General features: G+C 63.2%; 3 protein-coding genes and 1 pseudogene. 2 read left to right on the top strand and 2 right to left on the bottom strand.

Features of this window, described 5'->3' with window-relative positions; translation table 11 throughout:
* Nucleotides 1-135: 135 nt before the first annotated feature.
* Nucleotides 136-2,622, top strand: coding sequence for an acyl-CoA dehydrogenase (locus tag BIS11_RS10345; protein WP_253418971.1), 2,487 nt, complete (start codon nucleotides 136-138; stop codon nucleotides 2,620-2,622).
* Between the two features lie 217 nt (nucleotides 2,623-2,839).
* Complete coding sequence (locus BIS11_RS10350; RefSeq protein WP_253418974.1) at nucleotides 2,840-4,483, top strand: glycerol-3-phosphate dehydrogenase/oxidase; 1,644 nt, start codon at nucleotides 2,840-2,842, stop codon at nucleotides 4,481-4,483.
* Nucleotides 4,484-4,512: 29 nt separating this feature from the next.
* Here BIS11_RS10350 and BIS11_RS10355 read toward each other — a convergent pair whose 3' ends face one another.
* Together BIS11_RS10355 and BIS11_RS10360 are read right to left on the bottom strand one after the other, a co-directional pair.
* On the bottom strand, nucleotides 4,513-4,734 hold the full coding sequence (locus tag BIS11_RS10355) for a hypothetical protein (protein ID WP_253418976.1): 222 nt from the start codon (nucleotides 4,732-4,734) through the stop codon (nucleotides 4,513-4,515).
* A gap of 343 nt (nucleotides 4,735-5,077) precedes the next feature.
* Nucleotides 5,078-5,216: pseudogene (locus BIS11_RS10360) on the bottom strand (DeoR family transcriptional regulator); the annotation flags it as partial.

Genomic DNA, 5,216 nt, shown 5'->3' on the forward strand with positions numbered 1-5,216 from the left:
ACATTGAACACAGGGAAAACGGCGGGTGGCACGGGGCTTGGCACGACGACGCGAGTCTGCCACTATTCAAACATCCGTTTAAATACGTGTATTCTCGTGCCCTGACAATATCCCAATAACACATGGAGAGGTTCTATGCTCACGCTACTGCTCATCGTGCTGGCGATCGCCGGACTGCTGGTGGTCATGCGCCGCGAGGCCGGGGCTGGCCCGGCCATCGGGGTGCTGGCCGTGCTTGGCCTGGTGGGGCTCGTCTTCGAAGCCCCGGTCATCGGTTTCATCCTGCTGCTGGCAGCACTCGCAGTGGCGGCGGCGGGCCTGCCGGCACTGCGCCGGCTGTGGCTCACGCCGCGCATCTTCGCCACCTTCAAGAAGGTCGCGCCCAAGGTATCGGCCACCGAGCGCACCGCCCTCGAGGCCGGCAGCGTCTCCTGGGACGGTCAGCTCTTCTCCGGCAAGCCCGACTGGAACGCTCTGCTCGCCTACAAAGACGACGGCCTGCGCGAGGACGAACAGGCGTTTCTGGACAACCAGTGCGCCAAGGCCGCCGGCATGTGCAACGCCTGGAACATCACCATCGAGCGCGCCGACCTTCCCCAGCAGCTCTGGGATTTTCTCAAGAAGGAAGGCTTTTTCGGCATGATCATCCCGAAGGAGTACGGGGGCCTTGGCTTCTCGGCCAAGGCGCAGTCGATGGTGCTGCAGAAGCTCTCCGCCAACGAAACGCTAATGGTCACCGTGGGCGTGCCCAACTCACTCGGCCCTGGCGAGCTTCTGCTCAAGTACGGCACCGAGGAGCAGAAGAATCACTACCTGCCGCGCCTGGCGGATGGCCGCGAGATTCCCTGCTTCGGCCTGACCGGCCCGCGTGCCGGCTCCGACGCCACGTCGCTGCCCGATACCGGCGTGGTCTGCAAGCAGACCGTCGATGGCAAGGAAGTGCTCGGCATCAAGCTGACCTTCGAAAAGCGCTGGATCACGCTGGCGCCGATCGCCACCGTCGTGGGCCTGGCATTCCGCCTGTTCGACCCGGAAAACCTGCTGGGTAACGAGGAAGATCGCGGCATCACCCTGGCGCTGATTCCCCGTGACACCGAGGGCATGGAGATCGGCCGGCGCCACCACCCGATCGGCAGCCCCTTCATGAACGGCCCGATCAAGGGCGTGGACGTGTTCGTGCCGCTGGACACCATCATCGGCGGCGAAAAGATGATCGGCCAGGGCTGGCGCATGCTGGTCGAGTGCCTCTCCATCGGGCGCTGCATCACCCTGCCTTCCGGCGCCACCGGCACCGCCCGCTATGCGCTCGGCTGGAGCGGCGGCTTCACCCGCGTGCGCCGTCAGTTCAACGTGCCGGTCGCCGAAATGGAAGGCGTGCAGGAGCCGCTGGCGAAGATGGCCGCGCTTGGCTACATCGCCCAGGCCACGGTCTACCAGACCGCCAACCTGATTGATCACGGCGAGAAACCCGCCGTGCCCTCGGCGATCCTGAAAAGCCAGCTCACCGAGTTCCAGCGCGAGATCCTCAGCCACGCCATGGACGTGCACGGCGGCAAGGCGGTGACGCTCGGCCCGCGCAACTACCTGGGCATCGGCTACAGCGCCAACCCGGTGGCGATCACCGTGGAAGGCGCCAATATCATGACGCGCAACCTGATGATCTTCGGCCAGGGCGCGATTCGCTGCCATCCTTACGTGCTCGAGGAGCTCGCCGCCAAGGACGCGAACGACGAGAAGGCCTTCGACACGGCGTTCTTCAAGCACGCCGGCCTGATCTTCGGCAACGCCGCCCGGGCGCTGACGCTGGGGATCGGTATCGGCAAGCCATCGGTACCCTTTGACGCACCGGCCGCGGCCTACGCTCAGGACATCGCGCGGCTCTCCGCCGGCTTTGGGCTGTGCGCCGATGCGGCCATGGCGAGCCTCGGCTCGGCGCTCAAGAAGCGCGAGATGCTCTCGGCGCGCCTGGGCGACGTGCTGTCGAATCTGTACCTCGCCTCGATGGTGCTCAAGCAGTGGCAGGCCGGCGACAAGGTCGAAGGCGAAGAGGCACTGTTGCACTACAGCTGCCGCTTTCTGCTGCACCGCGCAGAACAGGCCTTTGTCGAGATCTTCGACAACCTGCCCAACCGGGCGCTGGGCGGCGTGTTGAACGCCGTGGTGATGCCCACGGGCCGCCGCTGGAACAAGCCCCACGACGATTTCGCCCGCGACATCGCCCACCGGGTCTCCACCCACAGTGCGCTTCGCACCAAGCTTCTGCACAACACCTGGGATCAGGACGACGGCGAGCAGCGCAATCCGTTGGCGCGCTACAACGCCCTGCTGGTCGAGTACGAGCGTGCCGAGAAGATCTACCGCACCGTGAACAAGGCCTACGCCAAGGGAGAGCTTCCGCAAACCGCGCTGCATCCCGAAGCGCGCATCGAGGCGGGCCTTGCCACAGGCATCGTCAGCGAGGAGGACGCGGCGTTCATGCGCACCTTCGAGAAGGAGGTGCTCGAAATGCTCACCGTCGACGACTTCGCCTATGACACCTTCGCCACCGACAAGTCGACGCTGATCGACCACAATCCGGCGCCCAAGGCTGCGCCGATCAACTTCGATGAGAGCGTCAAGTAAGCTCTATCCTCGTCGACAGCCGGCCCGCGGGCCGGCTTTTTTGTAGCTGTCATTAAAGTAACTCGAGAGGTGGATAGCCTCGAACCCATCAGCGCTCGGCGTGACGTTGTCGAACGATAATGGTTACGCGTTGAATGTTCGAAAACGATCATCTATAGTTTCGTTATTGAAAATACAGCGCGCAATGCTTGCGACGCCCGACCTGACGGACCCCGCCATGACGCTTCGAACCCGCAATCTCGAAAGACTTCCCCAAGAAGAGTACGACGCGCTGATCATCGGCGGCGGTATCAACGGTGCCGCCGCCGCCGCCGCGCTTTCAGGCAAGGGGGCGAAGGTCGCGCTGATCGATCGTGGCGATTTCGCCGGCAGCACCAGCATGCACTCCTCGAACCTGGTGTGGGGCGGCATCAAGTACATGGAGAGCAACGACTTCGCACTGGTGAGAAAGCTCTGCAAGAGCCGTAACCACCTGATCAAGAGCTACCCCTCCACGGTCAAGGAAATTCGCTTTCTGACCACTATCGCCAAGGGCTTTCGCCACTCGCCCTGGTACCTGTGGGCGGGTACCTGGCTCTACTGGCTGATGGGCAACGGCTTCACGAAACGCCCGAAACTGCTGTCGCCGAAGAACATCAAGCAGGAAGAACCGATCATCAGGATCGATGGCGCCGTGGGCGGCTTCGAGTACTCGGATGCCTATCTTTACGATAACGACGCCCGGTTCGTGTTCAACTTCGTCCGCCAGGCGATGAATTTCGGCGCCGTGGCGGCCAACTACGTGGAGTCGCTCGGCGCCGAGCGCCAGGGCGAGCAGTGGGTCACCCGCGCGCGCAACGTGATGGATGGCAGCACCTTCGAGATCCGCTCCAAAGTGCTGATCAACGCTGCCGGCCCCTGGGTGGATGCGCACAATACCCTCACACACCAGAACACGTCCCACCAGCACATCTACTCCAAGGGCATTCACCTGATCGTGCCGCAGCTCACGAAAGAGAAGCGCGTTCTGGCCTTCTTCGCCGACGACGGGCGGCTTTTCTTCGTGATTCCGATGGGCAACCGTACCTGCATCGGCACGACCGACACCCATATGGAGCATCCGAACGCCGAGGTCACCCGGGAAGACGTCCAGTTCGTTCTCGAAAACATCAACAAGCGCCTGACCCTGAAGACCCCGCTCACCGAGGACGACATCATCTCGACACGCTGCGGCGTGCGCCCGCTGGCGGTGAAGGCGGACAAGGGCGAGAAGCGCGATTTCCTGCAGCTTTCGCGCAAGCACGTGATCGATACCCACCGCGAGACCGCGCACATCAGCATCTTCGGCGGCAAGCTCACCGACTGTTTGAACGTGGGCGAGGAGATCGCCGACGAGCTCGAGTCACTGGGGGTGACACTCGATGCCTCGCAGACCCTGTGGTACGGCGAGCCGGGCGCAGAGGTGAAAACCAGATTCGACGAAAAGGCCAAGGCGATGGGGCTCGACGCGCTGACGCCGGCGACCTCGACGGAGGCGCTGTCGTCGCGCCTGTGGCGCCGCTACGGCAACGATGCCTTCGCCCTGCTCGACCGAATCGCCGAAGACGCCACCCAGGCCGAGGTGCTCATCGAAGGCACCGAGTACCTGCGCTGCGAGATCGAGTACGCCCGCGAGCACGAGATGATCACCGAGCTCGAGGATTTCCTGCGCCGACGCGCCAAGATTTCGATGGTGGTTCACCGTGACGAGCTCGAACGCTCCGAAGGGCTCAAAAAGGCCTGCGACGTGCTGTTCGGCGACGAGGCCGAAAAGCGCCGGGCCACCTACTTCGCGCAGAACCCGGACACCACGACACCGTCGCCTGCCCCGGAGCAGGCATGAAAAAAAGCCCCCGAACGGGGGCTTTAAGCTTACTCTTGCTCCTCGCAGGCGGCCTGGGCGTCGCCGGCGAGCACCTCCTCCCAGGCCTGCTCGATGGAGTAGCCGACCCGGTTGTCGATGGTATCGATCACCTCGACGGCCTGCTGGAGCGACTGCTGGCTCTTGAGCGCCAGCACCAGCCGGGCGAGATCCTGCTTGCTGAAGGCGTTGGCGATCCGGTCGGCCTGCTGGTTCAGTTCGATGCAGTTCATAAACCACCTCGTGTGTTGTTCACGACCTTGACGTTCTAGTGGCTGCGCGCCGGGGGTGAGGCGCGGACGACCGCCTGGCGGTGGGCTCGGCGATGTCCTGCGTTACGCTCTAGCTTATAAAGCGTCCCTGTCGGGCTTCCTGGGTGACTGCATGAAGCCATTTAGCCACTATGGTGCATGGCAGCATCGCTCACCATTGATCATTGGCAGTGGCAATGGTTGTAGCTCGACGACAAAAGAGGCCTTCAGCGTCCATTCTTGTCGGCCACTTTCAGAGAAGCGCTTTGACCTGGAAGCAAGCGACGAAAAAGCCGCCCGAAGGCGGCCTCGCAACGCATCGGCATCACGCCACGTGGAGCGTCACGTCATGTTCGATCAACAACCGACGAATCGCCTCCGGCGGCTGACGATCGGTGAACAGCGCGTCGAGCTGGGCCAGATTGCCCTGGCGCACCACCGGATTGCGATGAAACTTCGAGTAG

Source organism: Halomonas sp. 707D4, assembly GCF_024158685.1.
In the GTDB taxonomy this organism is placed as follows: Bacteria; Pseudomonadota; Gammaproteobacteria; order Pseudomonadales; family Halomonadaceae; genus Vreelandella.